18 protein-coding genes are annotated in these 19,574 nt (G+C 45.9%); 4 read left to right on the top strand and 14 right to left on the bottom strand.

What is annotated here, in order from left to right; all coding sequences use genetic code 11:
- The first annotated feature begins 21 nt into the window (after positions 1–21).
- Complete coding sequence (locus tag KIT90_RS21665; protein ID WP_285378652.1) at positions 22–2,370, top strand: PilZ domain-containing protein; 2,349 nt, start codon at positions 22–24, stop codon at positions 2,368–2,370.
- A gap of 55 nt (positions 2,371–2,425) precedes the next feature.
- Here the strand turns inward: KIT90_RS21665 and serB are convergent, their stop codons facing one another.
- Positions 2,426–3,406: a phosphoserine phosphatase gene (gene serB / locus KIT90_RS21660; RefSeq protein ID WP_285378650.1), complete on the bottom strand. Its 981-nt coding sequence runs from the start codon at positions 3,404–3,406 to the stop codon at positions 2,426–2,428.
- Between the two features lie 91 nt (positions 3,407–3,497).
- Here serB and KIT90_RS21655 point away from each other — a divergent pair, with 91 nt between their 5' ends.
- The gene (locus KIT90_RS21655) at positions 3,498–4,103 is read left to right on the top strand and encodes a YtjB family periplasmic protein (RefSeq protein ID WP_027726522.1); all 606 of its coding nucleotides are present in this window, start codon (positions 3,498–3,500) and stop codon (positions 4,101–4,103) included.
- Between the two features lie 90 nt (positions 4,104–4,193).
- Here KIT90_RS21655 and deoD read toward each other — a convergent pair whose 3' ends face one another.
- From deoD to KIT90_RS21600, 11 genes are all read right to left on the bottom strand, one after another.
- Positions 4,194–4,913: a purine-nucleoside phosphorylase gene (deoD, locus tag KIT90_RS21650; RefSeq protein WP_005439515.1), complete on the bottom strand. Its 720-nt coding sequence runs from the start codon at positions 4,911–4,913 to the stop codon at positions 4,194–4,196.
- A 147-nt stretch (positions 4,914–5,060) separates the two neighbouring features.
- Positions 5,061–6,281: a phosphopentomutase gene (locus KIT90_RS21645; protein WP_285378648.1), complete on the bottom strand. Its 1,221-nt coding sequence runs from the start codon at positions 6,279–6,281 to the stop codon at positions 5,061–5,063.
- 68 nt (positions 6,282–6,349) lie between these two features.
- The gene (deoA, locus tag KIT90_RS21640) at positions 6,350–7,678 is read right to left on the bottom strand and encodes a thymidine phosphorylase (RefSeq protein ID WP_005449121.1); all 1,329 of its coding nucleotides are present in this window, start codon (positions 7,676–7,678) and stop codon (positions 6,350–6,352) included.
- A gap of 98 nt (positions 7,679–7,776) precedes the next feature.
- Complete coding sequence (deoC, locus tag KIT90_RS21635; RefSeq protein WP_005449122.1) at positions 7,777–8,553, bottom strand: deoxyribose-phosphate aldolase; 777 nt, start codon at positions 8,551–8,553, stop codon at positions 7,777–7,779.
- Positions 8,554–9,133: 580 nt separating this feature from the next.
- A complete protein-coding gene (locus tag KIT90_RS21630) occupies positions 9,134–10,417 on the bottom strand; it encodes a NupC/NupG family nucleoside CNT transporter (protein WP_005431894.1) in 1,284 nt (427 codons plus the stop codon).
- Positions 10,418–10,621: 204 nt separating this feature from the next.
- Positions 10,622–11,395: a TatD family hydrolase gene (locus KIT90_RS21625; RefSeq protein ID WP_285378645.1), complete on the bottom strand. Its 774-nt coding sequence runs from the start codon at positions 11,393–11,395 to the stop codon at positions 10,622–10,624.
- On the bottom strand, positions 11,382–11,549 hold the full coding sequence (locus KIT90_RS21620) for a DUF5363 family protein (protein ID WP_020193895.1): 168 nt from the start codon (positions 11,547–11,549) through the stop codon (positions 11,382–11,384). The genes KIT90_RS21625 and KIT90_RS21620 overlap by 14 nt, the downstream gene beginning before the upstream one ends.
- Before the next feature lie 122 nt (positions 11,550–11,671).
- Positions 11,672–13,261 (bottom strand): peptide chain release factor 3, encoded by a 1,590-nt coding sequence (prfC, locus tag KIT90_RS21615; protein ID WP_005439503.1) that lies wholly within the window; start codon positions 13,259–13,261, stop codon positions 11,672–11,674.
- Between the two features lie 118 nt (positions 13,262–13,379).
- A complete protein-coding gene (locus tag KIT90_RS21610) occupies positions 13,380–14,447 on the bottom strand; it encodes a GGDEF domain-containing protein (protein WP_285378643.1) in 1,068 nt (355 codons plus the stop codon).
- Positions 14,448–14,678: 231 nt separating this feature from the next.
- Positions 14,679–15,137, bottom strand: coding sequence for a ribosomal protein S18-alanine N-acetyltransferase (rimI, locus tag KIT90_RS21605; protein ID WP_020193893.1), 459 nt, complete (start codon positions 15,135–15,137; stop codon positions 14,679–14,681).
- A 12-nt stretch (positions 15,138–15,149) separates the two neighbouring features.
- The gene (locus KIT90_RS21600; protein ID WP_005431900.1) at positions 15,150–15,548 is read right to left on the bottom strand and encodes a DNA polymerase III subunit psi; all 399 of its coding nucleotides are present in this window, start codon (positions 15,546–15,548) and stop codon (positions 15,150–15,152) included.
- A 63-nt stretch (positions 15,549–15,611) separates the two neighbouring features.
- Between KIT90_RS21600 and KIT90_RS21595 the strand changes: the two genes are divergently transcribed.
- Entirely contained in the window at positions 15,612–16,064 is a 453-nt protein-coding gene (locus KIT90_RS21595) for a hypothetical protein (RefSeq protein WP_005439486.1), read from the top strand.
- An 83-nt stretch (positions 16,065–16,147) separates the two neighbouring features.
- Here KIT90_RS21595 and KIT90_RS21590 read toward each other — a convergent pair whose 3' ends face one another.
- Positions 16,148–16,651 (bottom strand): GNAT family N-acetyltransferase, encoded by a 504-nt coding sequence (locus tag KIT90_RS21590; RefSeq protein ID WP_009707522.1) that lies wholly within the window; start codon positions 16,649–16,651, stop codon positions 16,148–16,150.
- Positions 16,635–17,162 carry an SCP2 domain-containing protein gene (locus KIT90_RS21585; protein WP_005431915.1) on the bottom strand — a complete coding sequence of 176 codons (528 nt, stop codon included), beginning with the start codon at positions 17,160–17,162 and terminating at the stop codon, positions 16,635–16,637. The genes KIT90_RS21590 and KIT90_RS21585 overlap by 17 nt, the downstream gene beginning before the upstream one ends.
- A gap of 265 nt (positions 17,163–17,427) precedes the next feature.
- On the opposite strand from KIT90_RS21585, the gene KIT90_RS21580 reads away from it, so the two are divergent.
- On the top strand, positions 17,428–19,467 hold the full coding sequence (locus tag KIT90_RS21580; RefSeq protein WP_285378640.1) for an EAL domain-containing protein: 2,040 nt from the start codon (positions 17,428–17,430) through the stop codon (positions 19,465–19,467).
- Positions 19,468–19,574: the final 107 nt, after the last annotated feature.

The following is a 19,574-nucleotide window of genomic DNA, read 5'->3' as shown; positions in this document are numbered from 1 at the left end:
CGACATACTTTAACAGAAATAATGCAGCAATCTGAAATTCTCTCGCTCGCAGAACGACTCATCCCTGTTTATGGCACTGATGACTTTGACTTTGTCCTTGGTCAATTGACCGAGGGTGAACCGCCGTCAGCCAAAATCCTAGTTAAGATGGAACTCAATCGTGTCATGGCACCTTGTAAAAAGAGCATTGATTTACGAGGTCGAGTGAAAGGTGAATGTCGTGAATACCTATTAGATGGCATCCCGCATTGGTTGGATGACGTTGCTTTTAATGCTTATCACAAGAACCTGAAGAAGTTTGGCGCTTATACCGAAGGTATGTGGGAAGCCTTGGTCAACACGCGCAATAACTTCCGCGTGATGAGTAAAAACAACAGTAAGAGTGAAGAACAATCACTGACCGATCCGAAAAGCCCATTTCTGGCAGAACCTGTCCATCTTGGCTATGACCTAAAACGCCAAGAAAAACGCTTAAAAGTTCAATCTCAAGTCGAAATCATCCGCCCTAAAGGACAAGTAATCCACGGTCTGAGTATCGATCTTTCCAGCTCTGGCGCGAAATTCAAAGTCCCAAGCGCTTTCAAATATAGCTTGGGCGAAGTCATCCAAGTCACTTTTACTGAGTTTGCTAGCAAATCTCAGGTTGCAGGCGTAGAAAAGCCAATCACTTATCGCGTCTTAGCCGTGGACGATTGCTATGAAAATGATGCCGTTCGTTACCTAAGAACCATTCGTTTAACGGAAACCAATGTCGTTGCACGTGTGATTGACGAAGCACTCAACAGCGCGGCAAAACGCGCTCGCCATGACAATCAAGATAAAATCATCCGTGCCCGCACGCGTGGTTATGAGCACATTGCACTCAAGCACACCAGTAACCTGCCGCTGTTTTTCGAAGGCAGTGAACTCAAACTGGCAATGCTAACGCCAAACAACCAAAAGCTTTGGCAATACTGGCATGATGAACGCAACCAACAAGTGTTTGGTTCGCTATTCAATCCAAAGAGAATGGCTTCCCTAATCGCTCCCGGCGTGAAAGGCGCAACCAACGTGTTGTATTCCTTCACTCATGAACATGAGAGCAAAACCTACTTCTATTCAATGCTGCGCCCAGAGGCAACCAGAGAACAGCGTCAATTGTTCTGGCACCTAGGAGCAAAACGAGCAAGTTGGCGTGCTTTCCGTATCTCTATTTTCGAGCTGTCTCAACAGGAAAAAGAAGACCTTGCAGCGTTTTCCTCTGAGTTGGCCGAAAGTTCGCAAAAGCTGACGCACGTGGGCATCTTGCAAGAAATTGCCGATGAGAAGTCAGGCCAAGATTACTTGCTGACAGAAAAACCTCGTGTTCCAGCAAACACCTTGAATGAGTTTAGGCAACCAAGAAAAATCCTTGGTAATCCAAAAGGAATTTACTTCGATGCTCAATCTCGCCGTAAAGAACCACGCTACCGTTTTAAAACCCCTTTGGTTCTTGATACTGGTAACGCTAAAGCTGCTGGCTTTACCGCGGATATTTCTAAGCGAGGTTTAGGCCTCAGATTGGATGAGCCTACCGCGCTGCGCTCAGGACAAGAAGTTCGAATTAACTTTCGCGAGTTACAGCTTTACGATAAGAAGTTGCCACTTTCAGATGTGCCTTACCGTGTCATTCGCGTTAGCCCTGATGGTCGAAGTGTCCAACTGGTGATTGATGAACAAAGCAAGACCATGAAAGTGATCGCTTTCTTCAATAGCATTATTGAGCACAACCAAGACAAACTGATCCCACAAAAAGAGATGCTGCCAAGCAATGCGCTATTAGAAAGACTGCACAGTGTATTGCTGTCACGGACGCTGAGCACGCCAATCTTTATCAGCAAAAGTGCCGCTTCTTCAGTGAAGACACCCGTAATTGGGGTGAACTTACCGTTGGCAAAACATATCGAGTTGTATGCTCGCCTGGGTCATAATCAGCAGTATTCTTTAGAGCCCCTTTTTAAAGGACGCTCAAACACATTAATTGCCGACCCAATAAAGCGTATTGATGGTGCACAGGCTCGCCACCAAGACATCTATATCAGTGTAAGTAAAGTCGGCAATAAGATCACCGCTATTGACTCGAAAATGCAGCAAGACTTCACCAGCGTCAAAGAGCGTATTCAGTTCATTAAGAAAGCGCGCATGATGGGCGAGTTTTACGCGACACGTATTTCAACGGCGCCGATCTTCGATCCGATGACGTCATTGTTACGCCAAGACTTGAGCGACTTAACCCAATTTGGTGTTCATCAGGCGAGTAAGTTAGAAAAAGAGCTGACCGCCTTAGTTGGTTACAGCGAATTTGAAGATATTACCGAAGAAGTGATTGTTCGTTTAGAGCTAACGGATTAACAAAACACCGCCGAGATGGCGGTGTTTTTCTATGTTAATTTGGAAGAAGTTCCAGCTAAGGTTTCGCTTTCCAGCTGATTTTCTGCTGCTTAACCAAAGCGCCAGAAAGGATACACAGCACGCCACCAAGACCTGCAAATCGAACAGCGGTTTGTGCTTGTTCTTCAACCTTAGGTTTAGCGTGATAAGCCACACCTAGCCCTGCCGCAGCCATCATCACCAAATCGTTCGCACCATCCCCCACGGCAACAGTATTGTGTTGTTCGATTTCGTATTCTTCCGCAAGCTCAACCAAGATATCCGCTTTTGTCTGAGCTGATACAACCTCACCCAGTACTTCACCGGTCAGCTTTCCATCCACGATTTCCAGTTGGTTAGACTGCGCAAAATCCAATCCCACTTTGTCTTTGATGAAATCAGAGAAGTAAGTAAAACCACCCGAGGCAATGGCAGTCTTCCAGCCAAGCGCTTTAAACGTTGCAATCAGCGCTTCGAAATCTGGCATAAATGGCAGTTGGCCACGTACCTGTTCAAGAATGGCTTCATCGGCACCTTTTAGCTTACCGACACGTTGACGTAAGCTTTGTTCGAAATCCAACTCACCTTGCATGGCACGCTCAGTAACTTCTGAAACCTCTTCGCCGACACCGGCCAGTTTAGCGATTTCGTCAATACACTCGATTTGAATCGCGGTTGAATCCATGTCGAACACGACCAAACCCGGCGCAGAAAGATCCGGCACTTCCTGCAGAGAAGCGTAATCGAAATTTAGGCCTTTCAGAATGGTTTCATGCTCTGGTGTCAGGTTGCCCGCCATGAGAGCCACTTCATATTGACCAACTTTCCAAGTGTCTAAAATCGGGTTGTAGAAGCCAGTAAAGAAGTCGATGTCTTCAAAGTTGCGGGGTTCAAGATGTTCACCAAACACAATCCAGTTAGCCTTGGCTTTATCGAGCTGAGTAGCAAAGCGAGTTTCGGGTAGTCGTTTTAAAAGAGTCGTATGCCTTCTGATAGGCAAGCTTTTTGACGCGTCCATGTATATAATCCCTTGTGACTTTGCTAAAACGTTACCTCAACAAGCTAAAAAGGCAAGTCTTTGTTTTGTTTTGAATGGACGAGTAAAGAGCATGAGTGAATCCTTATTCTCAGTAAGGAATGCCCTACGAATTCTGGCGCTGATACTGCTGTGTGTGATGCTATTTGTCACCATCAAAAACAGTGTCGTCATCAGTAAGGGTAATGAGAAGATACAAGCGCAGCAGCTTGAAACCCTGACCAAAGTTTTGATCTCGCAGGCGTCCTTATCAGCCGGCGAGATGATCATCAATAAAGACCAAGAACGTCTACTCAAGCTCACTAACCAGCTTGCTCAAGACCGCTTGGTATTTGATGCAACCATTTATGATGCGCAAGGTGTGCGTTTGGCATCGAGTGAAGAAGCATTGTCAGTGCGTGAAGTGTTGGGATTAGATACCCCACTAGCGACCGCCTCAATTGGCCGCCAACAGCTGGTAGAGCCAGTGTTGTCGGATGGCGCAGTGATTGGCTTTGTGCGAGTGACCTTTGAAACTGGTCGAGTCACCGCTATTTCTGATCACCACTACCGCAAGAGTGATCGCTACATGTACATGATGGTACTAATGAGCTTCGCGTGTGGCATGTTGTTCATCATGATTTTACGCAGACAACCGATCCGTCGTAAGAAAGGCGAAAACTTGTTGCTAACCAAGTAACGCAAAAAGCAAATTCCAAAAACAAAACAGCCCGCGACATGCGGGCTGTTTTTTATGCTGATAAGCAAAAGAATAGAAGGCTGTTCGTCCTTATTCTTCGTCACCTAGCAATACTGAGTCTAGTGCGATTAGCATCATGTCGTTGAACGTAGTTTGACGCTCTTCAGATGTCGTTTGCTCGCCAGTTTTGATGTGGTCAGAAACAGTACAGATAGTTAGAGCTTTCGCGCCGTATTCTGCTGCAACGCCGTAGATGCCAGCCGCTTCCATTTCAACACCCACAATACCGTACTTGTCCATTACGTCGAACATTTCTGGATCTGGCGTGTAGAACAACTCAGCAGAGAATAGGTTACCTACTTTCACATCTACGCCGCGAGCTTTTGCTGCTTCTTCTGCTGCACGAACCATTTTGTAGTCAGCGATAGCGGCAAAGTCATGACCTTTGAAGCGAATGCGGTTCACTTTAGAGTCTGTACATGCGCCCATACCGATAACAACATCACGTACTTTGATGTCTTCGTTCACAGCGCCACAGCTACCTACACGGATCACTTTCTTCACGCCGAAGTCTTTGATCAGTTCAGTCACGTAGATTGAACAAGATGGGATACCCATACCGTGGCCCATTACTGAAATCTTACGACCTTTGTAAGTGCCTGTGTAACCAAACATATTACGAACGTCACACACTTGAACTACATCTTCAAGGAAAGTCTCTGCGATGTATTTTGCACGTAGCGGGTCACCCGGCATTAGAACGACGTCTGCGAAAGCACCCATTTCTGCGTTGATATGTGGAGTTGCCATGTTTCTTTTCCTTAACCTGTCTCTAGCGATCCGCACTGCTATCGGCGGCTTAAGCTAGAATATTCTCATTTCCGACAAGCAACATTTTCATGCTGCGAACATAAAACTAGGAGCAATCAAGCTCCTAGTTTTCAAAAACCTATCTAATTATAGGAAGTTCTTACCGTAATCCATTGGAGAAGTACCGAAGTAAGTCGCCAATGTTTGACCGATGTCTGCAAAGCTATCACGACGGCCTAGTGAACCTGCTGGTACTTTCTTACCGTAAACAATCACTGGGATGTGCTCACGAGTGTGGTCTGTACCTGGCCATGTTGGGTCACAGCCGTGGTCTGCCGTTAGGATCAGCACATCGTCTTCTTCCATAATATCCAGCACTTCGTTGATGCGACCATCGAAGTACTCAAGTGCCGCTGCGTAGCCTGCTACGTCACGACGGTGACCGTAAGCTGAGTCGAAGTCTACAAAGTTAGTGAATACGATGGTGTTGTCACCCGCTTCTTTAATTTGCTCTAGCGTTGCTTCGAACAATGCAGGGATACCTGTCGCTTTCACTTTCTTAGTGATGCCGCAGTTTGCGTAGATATCAGCAATCTTACCGATAGAAACCACGTTGCCTTGCTTCTCTTCAACAAGCTTCTGTAGAACCGTTGCTGATGGTGGCTCAACAGAAAGGTCACGACGGTTACCAGTACGCTCAAATTGACCTTTACCAGCACCAACGAATGGACGCGCGATAACACGACCAATGTTGTAATCTTCTAGCTCTTCACGTGCGATTTGGCAAAGCTCTAGTAGACGGTCTAGACCGAAAGTCTCTTCGTGACATGCGATTTGGAATACAGAGTCAGCAGACGTGTAGAAGATTGGTTTGCCAGTCTTCATGTGCTCTTCACCAAGATCGTCAAGAACTTGAGTACCAGATGCGTGGCAGTTACCTAGGAAACCTTCAAGACCTGCACGCTCAAGGATGCGGTCAGTCAGTTCTTTCGGGAAGCTGTTTGCTTTGTCAGTGAAGTAACCCCAATCAAACAGAACAGGCACACCTGCAATTTCCCAGTGACCAGACGGTGTGTCTTTACCTGAAGAAAGCTCTGCAGCGTGACCGTATGCACCGATGATTTCAGCGTCTGCGTCTAGTCCAGGTGCGAAGCGACCTGTTGACTCTTTATGTGCCATTGCCAGACCAAGCTTAGATAGGTTTGGAAGACGAAGTGCGCCTTTACGCTGATCGTTATCCGCTAAGCCTTGCTCACACTGGTCAGCGATATGACCTAGTGTGTCTGAACCTACATCACCAAATTGCTCTGCATCTGCAGCTGCGCCGATGCCGAATGAGTCTAGTACTAAAATAAATGCTCTTTTCATTGCTCGTTCCTTAGGCCCACTCGGCTTCTTATTATGGTTGAGTAGGCCTTGTGTAATTACTTATTCGATTAAAGATCTTCTGCACGGATTTGACGGTAAACCTCTGGAGTTGGTGTGTACTCACCACCTACAGTGATTGCACTGCGAAGTGCTTTTGCTGCTTCTTCCCACTGCTCTTCAGTGCGAGCGTGGATAACCGCAAGAGGTTTGTCGCTATCTGCTACTTCACCAAGACGGATGAAGTTATCGAAACCAACCGCGTAGTCGATTTCATCTGTCGCAACGCGACGACCGCCGCCCATTGAAACCACAGCCATACCGATAGCGCGAGTATCCATCGCAGATACAACGCCCGTTTCTGTTGCGTATACTGGTTTGATGATTTCCGCTTTCTCTAGGTAATTATCGTAGTTTTCTACGAAGTCCGCAGGACCACCTAGACCAGCGACCATCTTACCGAAGCACTCAGCCGCTTTGCCGTTATCTAGCGCTTCCATCAGTTTCGCACGCGCGTCTTCTGTGTTCTCAGCCAGTTTGCCAAGTACTAACATTTCAGCACATGAAGCCATAGTTACTTCAAGTAGACGAGGGTTACGGTATTCACCTGTTAGGAAACGAACCGCTTCGCGCACTTCCACTGCGTTACCCGCAGAAGATGCCAATACTTGGTTCATATCCGTTAGGATAGCAGTTGTCTTAGTGCCAGCACCGTTTGCTACCGCAACGATTGATTTAGCTAGCTCTTCAGACGCTTCGTAAGTTGGCATGAATGCGCCAGAACCTACTTTTACGTCCATTACTAGAGATTCAAGACCTGCAGCAAGCTTCTTCGATAAAATCGACGCCGTGATCAGTGAAATGTTATCTACTGTCGCTGTGATATCGCGAGTCGCGTAAACGCGCTTATCCGCTGGCGCTAGGTCACCAGTTTGACCGATGATCGCCACACCTGCGTCTTTGGTTACTTGACCAAATACGTCGTTTGTCGGAGTGATGTTGTAGCCCGGAATAGACTCAAGCTTATCCAACGTACCACCTGTATGGCCAAGACCACGACCAGAGATCATAGGTACGAAACCACCACATGCCGCCACCATTGGGCCAAGCATTAGAGAAGTCACGTCACCCACACCACCTGTAGAGTGTTTATCGACAATTGGACCACCAAAGTTCATGTGGCTCCAATCGATAACCATACCTGAATCACGCATTGCACAGGTTAGTGCGATACGTTCTGGCATCGTCATTTCATTGAAGAAGATTGTCATAGCAAAAGCGGCGATCTGACCTTCAGATACACTGTTGTTTGCTACGCCTTGAATAAAGAAGTTGATTTCGTCGGCTGTTAGAACTTCGCCGTCACGTTTTTTACGGATAATTTCTTGTGGTAAATACATTAGTGCCTCCCAAGCTCATTTTGAGCCATGGTATAAGTAGGATAGAAGAGGTTTGGTAGCACCAAAGCTGGTGCTACCGTTCAGACGTATTGTTGGAATTAGTACGCTGTTGGATCAGCGACTTCGTCCGATACTTCTAATGTATTTAGTAGGTTTGTTAGCAGGCTAGACGCACCGAAACGGTAGTGACGAGCATCAACCCAGTTGTCACCTAGGATTTCGTCAGCCATTGCTAGGTATGCCGCTGCATCTTCAGCAGTACGCACACCACCTGCTGGTTTGAAACCAACAGTTTCTGCAACCCCCATGTCACGAATAACTTCAAGCATCATGCGAGCGTATTCTGGTGTTGCGTTTACTGGCACTTTACCAGTTGAAGTTTTAATGAAGTCAGCACCAGCTTCGATACAGATTTGAGATGCTTTCTTGATTAGTGCTTCTTCTTTAAGTTCACCTGTTTCGATGATCACTTTAAGAAGAATGTCACCACAAGCTTCTTTACATTGCTTAACTAGTTCGAAGCCAACTTTCTCATCACCCGCCATTAGAGCGCGGTATGGGAAAACTACGTCTACTTCGTCTGCACCGTAAGCAACCGCCGCTTTTGTTTCAGCAACTGCGATTTCGATATCGTCGTTACCGTGTGGGAAGTTCGTTACCGTTGCGATACGAACTTCTGGCGTACCTTGCTCACGAAGTGTCTTCTTAGCAATAGGAATAAAGCGAGGGTAAATACAGATTGCAGCTGTGTTGCCTACTGCTGATTTCGCGTCATGACATAGTGAGATCACTTTTGCATCAGTGTCATCATCATTTAGCGTAGTAAGGTCCATAAGTTTCAGTGCACGTAGCGCTGCTGCTTTTAAATCGCTCATTTCTATCTCCGATCAATATTCAAAAAATTCACTACTCAGCTTCACATCGCTTCTCTAACTATAATCAACAAGTAGAGACAGCGTGAGATTTTAGCTAAGCAGTCTATTAATGAACGGACTTGGTTCCCTGAAGACTCGGCATATACTGCGAAAAATCATATACCAATTGCTATCCTTGTCACCGCACAGTACCAGTTTGGCCTATGGCACAACAATCTATGATTGCGGTGTCTTTAATATCACATCAAACAATAAAACGCTTGTGAGATTTGATATTGCAGGGCAATTCATTTGCCCATCGAGTATGTAGTATTCACTCTGTGATTAAGTGGTCATCATAACCACGAATTCGTGATTACTACATTATAGAGTTTCACCGCAAAACTGTAGCACCAAATAGAGCGCAAACGGTTTGTATCTCAAAATTTCCCAGCCCCTATTCCACCGACTGCGTAAGCTACTCACGTAGACCTACGTGCGGTTAATTTTTTAGGCCCGAAAAACGAAAAATGCCCCGCAGCAATCTCTTGCTACAGGGCATGATTTAAAACGGCGTCTATATATTAAGAACCGATTCTAATTAAAGTGCTGCAAGGCTAAGGCAGAAGCCTGCAATAGTCGCTGCCATTAGGTTAGACAACGTACCAGCAAGAACTGCTTTAATACCCATGCGAGCGATATCTGAACGACGGTTTGGTGCAAGGCTACCTAGACCACCAAGTAGAATCGCGATAGAAGAAAGGTTCGCGAAGCCACATAGTGCGAATGAGATGATAGCTGTTGTCTTCTCAGACATTACTTCACCAGTTGCCGCAACTACTTGAGCGCCTTCACCTAGGTAAGGTGTGAAGTTCAAGTATGCAACGAATTCGTTGATTACTAGTTTCTGACCGATGAATGAACCAGCAACAACTGCTTCGTCCCATGGAACACCGATTAGGAATGCTAGTGGAGAGAACGCGTAACCTAGGATAAGTTCTAGTGTTAGTTCAGGCATACCGAACCAACCACCGATGCCACCTAGCATACCGTTGATAAGAGCAATAAGACCTACGAACGCGATTAGCATTGCACCAACGTTTAGTGCTAGTTGTAGACCAGAAGCCGCACCGCCCGCTGCTGCGTCGATTACGTTAGCTGGCTTGTCGTCGCCACCGTCCATTGCTTCTTCGATGTCTTCGTGAGGCTGGTCAGTCTCTGGGTGAAGAATCTTAGCGAATAGTAGACCACCTGGTGCTGCCATGAATGATGCAGCTACTAGGTACTCTAGAGGAACACCCATTGAAGCGTAACCTGCTAGTACACCACCAGCTACAGATGCTAGACCACCACACATTACCGCGAATAGCTCAGATTGAGTCATTTTTGGTACGAATGGACGAACAACTAGAGGTGCTTCAGTTTGACCTACGAAAATGTTAGCCGCTGCAGACATTGATTCCGCACGAGAAGTGCCAAGCGCTTTTTGTAGTGCACCACCAAGAATCTTGATAACCCACTGCATTACGCCAATGTAGTAAAGAACTGAAATCAGTGCAGAGAAGAAGATCAGTGTAGGAAGAACGCGGAATGCGAAGATGAAGCCGCCGCCGCCGAATACTTCGAACATCTTGTCAGAAACAAGACCACCGAATAGGAAAGATGAACCATCGTTACCGTAGTTGATAACGTTAGAAACACCAGTAGAGAAACCGTTTAGTAGATCACGGCCCCAAGGTACGTAAAGAACAAATGCACCAAGGATGAATTGGATAGCAAATGCGCCACCCACAGTTCTAAAGTTGATAGCTTTGCGGTTAGATGAGAATGCAAATGCAATAGCAAGAAGCACTACCATACCGACTAGGCTCATAAACAGGCTCATAGTTTATGACTTCCTTATAAGTTATTTATTGGCGTGTTACAAAATGGAGCTATAAAGCGGGGGCAATTATACTCATGCAGAATCAATTAAAGTAATGCCACCCTCACACTTTCTTATAAGATTCATCACTGATTCACTCCCGTTTGTGAGTTATCTCACAATAAGAAGGGAAACGTTTTCGCTTTTAAACACCATCTTTAGATTTTATTCACATATAAAGAAGGCCGAATTGCTATTTTCCCATAGCTGAGAGGCAATCGATTGCTTACTTTCTGTGCGCAACACAGCCAGCTCATTCAATACATGAATCAGTTTTGAAGGGTGATTAGGCTCGCCCTGGTAGCCAATTATAGGCATATCCGGAGCGTCCGTTTCTAAAACGATATTCTCAAGTGATATTCTTTGAATCGCGTCGCGAGTTTTATTCGCACGTGGGTAGGTAATTGTGCCCCCAACTCCGATAAGAAAACCTAATCGAATCCATTCCATTGCTTGCTGATAACTGCCAGAGAATGCGTGCAATACGCCACCTTTAGGAAGCTTGGCAGCTTTGACGAGTTGGATGAGACGATTATGCGCTTTTCGGCTGTGTAAAATAACGGGCAGATCGAACCGTCTTGCCAGTTCGAATTGCAACTCAAGCGCCTGCTCTTGAAGCTCGACAGGCACATCTATTGCGAAGTCCAAACCGCACTCTCCTATCGCAACGCATTGTCGGTTGGACGAGGAAAGTAACGATTCCAGTTCTGGGGCAAACTGCTCAAACTCTTGTTGTAGAAAATAGGGGTGAAAACCCAGCGCGTAATAAAGGTGAGAGTATTGATTGGCCAGCTCTTGAATACGAGCCCAATTACTCGGCCCGACAGAAGGAATCAAGATACGCTCGACTCCTTGCTCACGAGCGAGGTCAACTTGGAGAGCAAAATCCTCTTGAAACACATCAAAGTCGAAATGGCAGTGGGTATCAAACAGCTTCATTGTTCGGTTTCTCTTGCTCTGCTTTTTTAGCAGGCTCGTCTTCATGAACTGGGTCTTGTTTATACGGCACACAACTGCGCTTTTGATCAGGCGTCAGCCCCATCTCTTTACACCAATCGTCGTAACGTTTGAGTCCTTTCTTAAACCAGTTCATTGCAACCTCTTCTGTTTAACAAACAAAAACCGAGTTTCACCAATAAAAAACCGCCGTTAGCTAAGTGTATAGCTAACGGCGGCTTATGATCTAGTACGCGATGTAAAGCGAGTTAGATTCGATTAGTGCTCACGAGTCGCACGGAAATCGATATCAGGGAAACGCTCTTGCGCTAGGTTTAAGTTAACCATAGTTGGCGCGATGTACGTTAGGTTATCACCACCATCCAGTGCTAGGTTAGTTTGGTTCTTACGTTGGAACTCATCCAGTTTCTTCGCATCGCCACACTCAACCCAACGCGCTGTTGCTACGTTAACGCCTTCGTAGATCGCTTCAACGTTGTATTCTGACTTCAAGCGAGCCACAACCACATCAAACTGAAGCACACCAACCGCACCTACGATCAGGTCGTTGTTTTGCAATGGACGGAATACCTGTACCGCACCTTCTTCAGAAAGCTGAACCAGACCTTTCAGTAGCTGTTTCTGCTTCAATGGATCTTTTAAACGAATACGACGGAACAGTTCTGGCGCAAAGTTTGGAATACCCGAGAACTTCAGCGCTTCACCTTGAGTGAACGTATCACCAATTTGGATAGTACCGTGGTTGTGTAGACCAATGATGTCACCCGCGTAAGCGTGTTCTGCACGAGAACGGTCACCCGCCATAAAGGTAACCGCATCTGAGATACTTACTTGCTTGCCAAGACGAACGTGGTTCATCTTCATGCCTTGTGTGTAAGTACCCGATACGATACGCATGAATGCGATACGGTCACGGTGTTTTGGATCCATGTTTGCTTGGATCTTAAATACGAAGCCAGAGAACTTGTCTTCTGTCGCTTCAACATCACGCTCAACCGCTTGACGAGTTTTCGGCGCTGGCGCCCACTCAGTCAGACCGTCTAGCATGTGGTCAACACCAAAGTTACCCAATGCAGTACCGAAGTAAACTGGCGTTAGTTCACCAGTAAGGAAAGCGTCATGATCAAATTCAGGGCAAGCGCCCATCACAAGTTCAAGCTCTTCACGAACGCTTGCTGCTAGGCTCTCACCTACTTTCTCATCAAGTTCTGGGTTGTCTAGACCTTTGATAATGCGAACTTCTTGGATCTCATGACCGTGGCCTGATTCGTACAGAATCGTTTCGTCGCGGTGGATGTGGTAAACACCTTTAAACTCTTTACCACAACCGATAGGCCATGTGATTGGCGCACACATCATGCCCAACTCATTTTCTACTTCGTCCAACACTTCCATTGGATCACGAACGTCACGGTCAAGTTTGTTCATGAAGGTTACGATTGGCGTGTCACGCAGACGCGTTACTTCCATCAGCTTACGAGTACGGTCCTCAACACCTTTCGCCGCATCGATAACCATCAGACAAGAGTCAACTGCCGTTAGAGTACGGTAAGTATCTTCCGAGAAGTCTTCGTGTCCAGGAGTATCAAGTAGGTTTACCAGACAATTGTTGTAAGGGAACTGCATTACAGAAGTAGTAACCGAGATACCACGTTCCTTTTCCATTTCCATCCAGTCTGATTTTGCGTGCTGTGCGTTACCACGACCTTTAACCGTACCTGCTTTTTGGATCGCGTTTCCGAATAACAGTACTTTTTCAGTAATGGTGGTTTTACCCGCATCCGGGTGAGAAATAATAGCGAACGTTCTGCGCTTAGAAACTTCGCCTAGAAAAGGTGTATTTGACATGAAACTGGTCTTCTTTGATGTCTGATGTCTTGTTCGAAATTCAAACAAGCTTTATTCGATTCAATATTGCGCGGTATTCTCGCTTATTATTGCTTTAGGGGCAACTTTCCTAGCATGTTTAAAGGAAGTGACCTTGCTGAACTTCATCTTGCCAATCCAACACTTCTGGCTCAACAGTAGCCGTTGAAGCCACCACAACTTGGTCACGCCCGTTTTGTTTTGCATCGTACAAAGCTATATCCGCACGTTTCAACCAAAGATCGGGGGTGTCGTCTTCCAATAAGCACTCTGCCACACCTACGCTTAGCGAGACATGTGCATGACGCGCAAAGTGCTTTGAACGAACCTTGTCGCTGATGCTGCTCATCATAAAGTGCGCCGTTTGCTCAGAAAGCCCTTCAAACAGGAGTAGAAATTCATCTCCACCTAAGCGAAACACTAAATCGTATTCTCGCGAATAATCATTAAGAATGGTCACGGTTTGGTTGATCACCTCGTCGCCAACATCATGACCGTACAAATCATTGACCTGCTTAAAGTGATCGATGTCGATCACGGCGATCGTCGACGCTTTGCCTAATCGTTTGTCATCCAATGCTCGATGTAAAAACGCTTCTAGTTGCCCACGATTCAGCGCTCCAGTCATGGAGTCTCGTGTAGACAGGAACGTCAATTTATCTTGCAGCTCTAGGATTTTATGTACGGCGACATGCGCGACGATCGCACAGCAAATCACGGCAAGAACAAAACGCAAAGTCACGTTCCATTCAAGCTGGTGCCAAGCAGAAATCGTACAACCAACAATGATCCAACCATTAGTGACCAAAGCATCTTTAGTCGGAATGATAAATACCAGCGCGACAATCACAGGGAACACCCAGTACGTCGCGATGATGCCAAAGATGTGCACACTCAGAACCACCGACAACCAGAGCAAAAACAATGGAATGCGATAGCCTATCTTGCTTTCTCCCAGAATAAAGAGCGCCGCCAGTTCAATAATGAAGCTGAGTTGGAAGGTAAGCAGAACAACACCAAGGAAAGTCTCCCCGATGATTAGATTCTTGATACCAAGTGGCACAAACGTTGCCAAGGTGACCAACATTAAAACTTTAAGAACGGTTCCCCTACTTTGCTCATCGAACAGTTGAGCGACAGGAGTGTCGAATTTTTGCGGATACGGCATCGTAAATCCTTCCTCCTGTTCAGATCTTGTTTCATATAATTTATAAACTTATAACTTGTATGGTAATAAAGCGAACAAAAATAAGCTCAACAAATATGTCAAAAGAATGAATTCGGATAAGAGAAAGCCATGTTGTCAGATGGGAGAAAGTAAAAAGCCCCGGAAATTCCGAGGCTTGTTGATCTGGCTTAGCGTCCTGAGAGCGATGCACTTTGTTGGTTACAAAGCACTTTATTCGTTAAAGAACAGATAGCTCATAATAATGGCGTCTTCCTTACCATTACCGGTTTTCGCTGGGTAATAGTTGTAACGACGATCCACTTCATTGAAACCCGCTTGTTCATAAATATGAATAGCGGGGTGGTTGCTTTCACGCACTTCCAACCAAGCACTCTCAGCTTTGGCTTGTTCACAATGCTCGATGAATGCATCCAGTAATTTTTGCCCTAACCCTTTGCCCTGTTGAGAAGGCGATATGGCAATATTCAATAGCGTCACTTCTCCGACAATATTCTGTCCATAGAAGTAACCCACCACTTGAGCGTCTTCAAGCATCACATGATGACAAGCGCCGCGACTGGATAAGTCACGAACTAAAGATTCTGCCCAAGGATGAGAATGCGCTTGTTGTTCGATTTGCCAAACTTGGTCGAGGTGCTCAGCACGCATCGGCGTAATTTCAATTGTCACGCGGTCGCTCCGTTAAGAGTACGAACAGATTTGTTGCCACAATGCGCGGCGTTGTTCGTTATTGCCATCAATATCTTGTAATAGCGGTGAAGTCAGTTGCTTGGCATTGATGCTGGCGTCTGCCTCACAACCTGCGAACCACACCCACTCTAGTTGATGTTCACCCAACATGGATAAACGCTCAGGCTCTAGGTGCAGTGCGTCGTCGAGCGTGAGCTTAATGCTTTTTAATACGCGCTCAAACATCAAAGCTGTCTCGTTTTCTGGACACATTGGCGATACCAATAGGAGTTTACAAGAACTTTGCAAATCCAATAATGGTGATTGATAGCCTTCCAGCCTTTCTGGGTGACTCAGCTCCCAAGTGCTGATCCCCATTTCATGTAAATATTGTTTCTCGTTAATTGACATCTTTTGTCACCTATTTGAACGAGGCAATCCTATCAAAATTTCGCATTTAAAGTCAGAGGTGTTATGAAGCTTTTCCAATCACTCGCTATTACGTTACTTATCGCCACCACCAGCTTTACCGCTTTCGCTAAGGATAGCAACGATGGCTGGGAGCTGATCGCCGAGAAAACCGTAAACTTCCAAACCGAGACCGACACGGTAGAACCAAACGGTCTGTTCAAAAACCGTAAGTTCAGCAAAATCAAAATCAAATGTACTCAAGGCACCATGAGCATTAAGAACATGAAAGTGACCATGACGGATGGTAGCGAGAAAAAGCTCAAAACCATGGTTGGAACACTAACGAATGGTATGTCGACACGCGCTTGGACACTACCAGGTTCTGAAGATGCGAAGTTCAAACGTTTAGAGATGGAGTACAAAAGCTGGGGCAACATGACATTGAATGCAGCTGGTATGAGTAAAAAGGCAAAAATCGAAGTTTGGGGTAAAAAACGCGTCCAAGAACAGGATTAAACCATTTTACTCTGTACGACTCACTAAGATCTCAAAAACAAAGCCCGCTTTTTACAGCGGGCTTTGTCATTCAATATTGGCGATTATAGCTCAGAAAATTCTGGAGAATAATCGATGCGACCAGAGCGTCCGTCACACTGACCTTCGACCAATTCTGCTACGCGGAACGCACCTTGCGGCACTTCCCATGCACAGTCGAAGCCCATATCTTCAGCAGCGGTAAAGCCTTGGCGCGCGTAGTAATCTGGCTCACCTAATACCACACACACTGGGTAACCAAAGTCACGAAGCGAATCAAAACCTTCTTTGATTAGCTCAGCAGCAATACCTTGGCGGCGGTAGTCTTCATGCACAGCCAAAGGCGCAAGACCTTGCCAAGATAAATCTTCACCATTCAACGTCACAGGGCTAAACAGCGCATGACCAACCACTTCACCTTCATCAGTACAGGCTACCAAAGACAAAGTGAGCTTGCCGTTTTCACGCAAACGCATCACTAGGTTGGCTTCCGCATCTGTTGGGAAAGCGTGTTTTAATAAGCGGTCAATGGTGAGAATGTCCGCAGGGGCTTCAGTTCGAATAAGCATTCGCTACTCCGGTTTCTTGTGCAGGCGCTTGAACCCCTTTCTGAACAAAGTCAGCCAGTTGGTTCAGTGCAACTTGCATCGCTTTTGGTAACTGCTCTAAGTCGACACTGTCCATCAGGTTTTTCACTTCTAAGCCAAGCTCAGTATCGCCCTCGATAGAAAGGCGACGTTGGAAGAACAGTGTATCAGGGTCTTCTTTGCGACCAGCAATAAGTACTAGGTCGTTAAGGTTACCACTAAAACTCACATCTTCCTGAACCGGTTTCTCTGCTACCACTAATTTTTCATCTTGGTAGCTGATGTACCATGCTAAGTTCAAGTCTTTAATCGCAACTTTCAGCCACTTATCTTCAAGGAACTCAAAATCACCATCTTCTAGGGCTTCTTTGAACACCATTTTTAAACCTTCTAGCAAGGCTTTTTTCTGAACAGTTTGTGGCAATAACTGGACTGGAGATCGCAAAATTGATGCTGCGTTCTTTACTAGTTGACTGCGAATCTTGTTTAACACGCTAATTATCCGTTACTTTGTCATAAGGTTGTCTATCTTACGCAATAGAGTAATACCTGTACCTGTTATGTATCAATAAATCTGTTTGTTTTAGAAGTAGGCGGTTTACTCACTCAAACGTCGTTTTTTTGACCTTACGTGTATTATTGACGCTAAGTCGTGGATAAACGCTTTAATAACGGTATGTTCAAAGTTATAGTTATCAAAATAGCGTTTTTATTACACGGACGAATAATCAGGCTCATTGGAGATCGGTAACACCTTAATGCCTTCCCAGCAATTACAACATTGGTTTGCAACGCTTACCTCAAATAGCCCATTCTTTTTTGCCATTCTTGATAAGAAACACAATTATCGAATGGTGAGTGATCGCTATTGTGACATTGCAGGCTTAGGACACGACGAGATCGTTGGTCTGAACGACAGCCAAGTACTGGGAGAGCAGTTCTACAAGAAGCTCGCGCCCTACTACCAACGCGCGTTCAAAGGTGATCATGTTGAAGCGGAAATTACGCTCGACGAAACCGATCTTGAAACCAGTCTTCACTTCAGCCTTTCTCCCGTTCATGAAGAAAACGAAATTCGCTTTGTGGTTTTTCATGCCATCGACACGTCCGAAAAACAGATTCTGGTTCGCTCGTTAGAAGAGTCCGAAAGCAAGTTCGCTAAGCTAACTCAGCTTTTGCCCGACGGTTTGCTGTTGGTGGAAGATGACATCATCATTTCTGCCAATCCAGCCTCCGCACGTTTACTCGGGTTAAACTCGCCTCATGAGCTACTTGGAGAAGAGCTGACTCGTCTGTTTATCGATGAAAACAGCAAAAAAGTCTTCACTCATCGCATCAGCACATTACTTTCTGAAAAACCTTTTGTGTGTCTTACCAGTGCTCGTTGTGGCTTCGAACGTAAAGTTCAATTGCATGCCGATACCACAGCCATTCTCGGCAGTGAATCTCAAATCATTTTGATCCAAGACGCCGATGACGCACCTAAGCTGCTCTCTTCCAATTCCAATGAAGACGCCCACATTGATTCGCTGACCAAGCTGTATAACCGCTTCGGCTTTACGAAACGATTAGAGCAACTGATTAAGAGCCAGACGCCGTTGCTGGTTTTCTACCTCGACATCGATAACTTTAAGAATATCAATGACTCACTTGGCCATCACATCGGTGACAAAGTGATTCAAGAAGTTTCCGCTCGTCTAAAACGTTCTTTGCCAAATCAAGCGATTATTGGCCATTTAGGCGGCGACGAATTTGGCATCATCCTGCCTGAGCCAGAAAACACTCGTATGGCGGAGATTTTATCTGAGCGCGTTATTTCTCTGATCAACCAACCTTTCGATCTGCATCATTTCAGCAAGCGCCTAGCATGTTCTATTGGTAGTGTGCGTTACCCAGAAGACGGGCAAGACGCACGCATTCTGCTGCAAAACGCTGATACCGCGATGTATGAAGCAAAAGACCGTGGTCGTAACCGCCTGATTAAATTTAACGATCAGATGAACAAAGAAGCGCGGATGCGTTTGTGGTTGGAGATCGAGCTACAAAAAGCGTTGCAGCAAAACGGCTTGGAAGTCTGGTACCAACCAAAAGTTAACGCTCGCGACTTCAGCATTAACGGAGCGGAAGCGCTAGTACGTTGGAAGCATCCGGTCGAAGGTTACATCAGCCCGGGTGCATTTATTCCTGTAGCTGAGCGTGCAGGCTTGATTGAACACCTTGGTCGTGTAGTCATGCGCGATGTGTTTAACACGGTAAAACGCTGGAAACTGCAAGGCATTCTACCGGGACGCGTGGCGATCAACCTCTCTCCAGAACAGTTTGGCAACCCACAGCTGATCGACTACATGGAGAAGCTACTACGCACTACCGAACTTGACCCAAGCTGCATTACCTTCGAGCTAACAGAAAGTGCGGTAATGAGCGACAGCGAACACACGCTGCAAATGCTTAATGCGATCAAGAAGCTTGGTTTTGCCCTGTCTATCGATGACTTCGGTACGGGTTACTCTTCCCTTTCCTACTTAGCACGCTTCCCTATCGATGAACTAAAAATCGACCGCGCGTTTATCAACGACATCGATACGCTCCCAAAACAGGTGACGGTGATTGAGAACATCATCAACCTTGGTAAATCATTGGATTTGACCGTGGTCGCCGAAGGTGTGGAAACCCACCAACAAGCAACACTGCTATCGAACCTGCAATGTAACTCGATTCAGGGCTTCCATTTTTACCGTCCTCAACCTAAACACGAGGTTGAAGAGTTGTTTGCGCAAAACCGCCGTCATAAGAACTGATCTCAACTGCAACAAAATCTGAGTGTTACCCCTTACTCTCAAGGGGTAAATCTCAACTTTATTGAGCTAAACCTAACTTAGGTCAATTTCGCTATTCATAATTCTTC

The organism is Vibrio sp. B172a (assembly GCF_030248355.1).
GTDB classification, from domain to species: Bacteria; Pseudomonadota; Gammaproteobacteria; order Enterobacterales; family Vibrionaceae; genus Vibrio; species Vibrio owensii.
Note: the sequence above shows the minus strand (reverse complement) of the source record. Positions and strands in the feature narration are given on the sequence as shown.

Excerpts from the sequence above, each read along its gene's own strand:
- KIT90_RS21665 (WP_285378652.1), top strand. The coding sequence starts at position 22 with ATGCAGCAATCTGAAATTCTCTCGCTCGCAGAACGACTCATCCCTGTT.
- KIT90_RS21620 (WP_020193895.1), bottom strand. The coding sequence starts at position 11,549 with ATGAACTGGTTTAAGAAAGGACTCAAACGTTACGACGATTGGTGTAAA.
- KIT90_RS21655 (WP_027726522.1), top strand. The coding sequence starts at position 3,498 with ATGAGTGAATCCTTATTCTCAGTAAGGAATGCCCTACGAATTCTGGCG.
- KIT90_RS21600 (WP_005431900.1), bottom strand. The coding sequence starts at position 15,548 with ATGTCAATTAACGAGAAACAATATTTACATGAAATGGGGATCAGCACT.
- deoA (WP_005449121.1), bottom strand. The coding sequence starts at position 7,678 with ATGTATTTACCACAAGAAATTATCCGTAAAAAACGTGACGGCGAAGTT.
- KIT90_RS21645 (WP_285378648.1), bottom strand. The coding sequence starts at position 6,281 with ATGAAAAGAGCATTTATTTTAGTACTAGACTCATTCGGCATCGGCGCA.
- deoC (WP_005449122.1), bottom strand. The coding sequence starts at position 8,553 with ATGAGCGATTTAAAAGCAGCAGCGCTACGTGCACTGAAACTTATGGAC.
- KIT90_RS21580 (WP_285378640.1), top strand. The coding sequence starts at position 17,428 with ATGCCTTCCCAGCAATTACAACATTGGTTTGCAACGCTTACCTCAAAT.
- deoD (WP_005439515.1), bottom strand. The coding sequence starts at position 4,913 with ATGGCAACTCCACATATCAACGCAGAAATGGGTGCTTTCGCAGACGTC.
- KIT90_RS21610 (WP_285378643.1), bottom strand. The coding sequence starts at position 14,447 with ATGCCGTATCCGCAAAAATTCGACACTCCTGTCGCTCAACTGTTCGAT.
- KIT90_RS21625 (WP_285378645.1), bottom strand. The coding sequence starts at position 11,395 with ATGAAGCTGTTTGATACCCACTGCCATTTCGACTTTGATGTGTTTCAA.
- prfC (WP_005439503.1), bottom strand. The coding sequence starts at position 13,261 with ATGTCAAATACACCTTTTCTAGGCGAAGTTTCTAAGCGCAGAACGTTC.
- KIT90_RS21595 (WP_005439486.1), top strand. The coding sequence starts at position 15,612 with ATGAAGCTTTTCCAATCACTCGCTATTACGTTACTTATCGCCACCACC.
- KIT90_RS21590 (WP_009707522.1), bottom strand. The coding sequence starts at position 16,651 with ATGCTTATTCGAACTGAAGCCCCTGCGGACATTCTCACCATTGACCGC.
- KIT90_RS21630 (WP_005431894.1), bottom strand. The coding sequence starts at position 10,417 with ATGAGCCTGTTTATGAGCCTAGTCGGTATGGTAGTGCTTCTTGCTATT.
- serB (WP_285378650.1), bottom strand. The coding sequence starts at position 3,406 with ATGGACGCGTCAAAAAGCTTGCCTATCAGAAGGCATACGACTCTTTTA.